1 protein-coding gene is annotated in these 1250 nt (G+C 49.7%); it reads right to left on the bottom strand.

The window, feature by feature from the left end:
- Positions 1-1219: P-loop NTPase fold protein (locus ACOCD2_RS20550; protein WP_419626012.1), on the bottom strand; the 1219-nt coding region annotated here is incomplete at its 3' end.
- Positions 1220-1250 lie beyond the last annotated feature (31 nt).

Raw genomic sequence — 1250 nt, 5'->3', positions numbered from 1 at the left:
AGCCGATAAGACTGCTGAGGTACTGCCGCAGGGCTCGGTGTTCCGGACGTACCTCATAGGGCATGTCCGCTTCACCATCCCGTTTTCTTAAATATCGCTCTGCAAGGAGTTGTCTGGTAGCAAGAGGTTGGTCTTGCAGGGGGTTTCCACGCACCATGACATCCGTCACACGCTGTAATAGAGCGGGATCGTTTTGCAGGTCTCGATAGAAGTCAGGAAAATTAACCTTAATTGCAGAGAGCGCTCCTAAGGAAATTGGATGCATGGTGACGGCACCCTCATGGAGGCCACCAGGCCTTTCTGTGCCAATTTCTTCTGTTTCCCGCTTCTTTGCCAGCCACCATGCTTGCACAAATGCGTTTACGATTTGAAGTGCGTTTCTAGGATCATGAACCCCAACATGAATCATGCGGTCAACGAGGGTGTCTATAGAAACACTCCGAGAGCGGAGGTCAGATTCAATACCCGGTAATTCTATAAGTTGCTTGATGGCGTACTGACGCATGTCATTGCGAGGGAATGGTGGGATTTCAAGCCGAAACTGGAAAATTCGATCAAGGTAGCGCCGAGCATCTGTCTGGCTGAAAACGGTGCCAGGCATATCTCCTTGCCTACGACCTTTAGCGAGTGCATCAGCGACCTTGACCTCATCACAGGAGATGACAAAGACAAGTCCAAGACCATTGGGTAATCGGGCCTCCGGTATTTCCATAAAAGTTCGAACAGCATCAAGACCAAGAACCATCTCTTCAGCTGAGAGACGATCAAGATCATCAACGAACACAATTAGGCGTTCGCAGTTTTTTCCTTTCTTGCCATCTGGCGTCGTACTTTTTCCTGATTTGAATTGTGCAATTTGATCAAGGAGAAGGTCTTCGTATTGCTCGGCTGTTGTGCTAGGCAGGGCAATGCGTGTTACCGGTCGGTGGGCAGCAACTGGCGGTGACTTGACTTGTTTGAGCAGGTAGGAATAGGCGCCGGTGAAAGCGAGGATAACGATAGATTGAGATAAATCACCCTGAAGCGGAAAGAGCCACAGCACTAGACACAGGAGACCCAACAGTAGTAGCAGAGACAAAATGAACGCAGGGATTGGCATTGCCCATGCTTTGATAATTTCCCAGGTGTACTGCCAGAAACCCTTTGGGTCTTCATGCGTTTCGTTGATTTGCCGAAAGAGACTGTCCTGGAGGTTCTCTTCATCACCCCCGAGCTCCAAGAAAACTTGGCGTAGTAGGGCGCGCTTAATG

It is taken from the genome of Thiolapillus sp., from assembly GCF_048562965.1.
GTDB classification, from domain to species: domain Bacteria; phylum Pseudomonadota; class Gammaproteobacteria; order Chromatiales; family Chromatiaceae; genus Thiolapillus; species Thiolapillus brandeum_A.
This window is presented reverse-complemented; position numbering and strand designations above follow the sequence as displayed.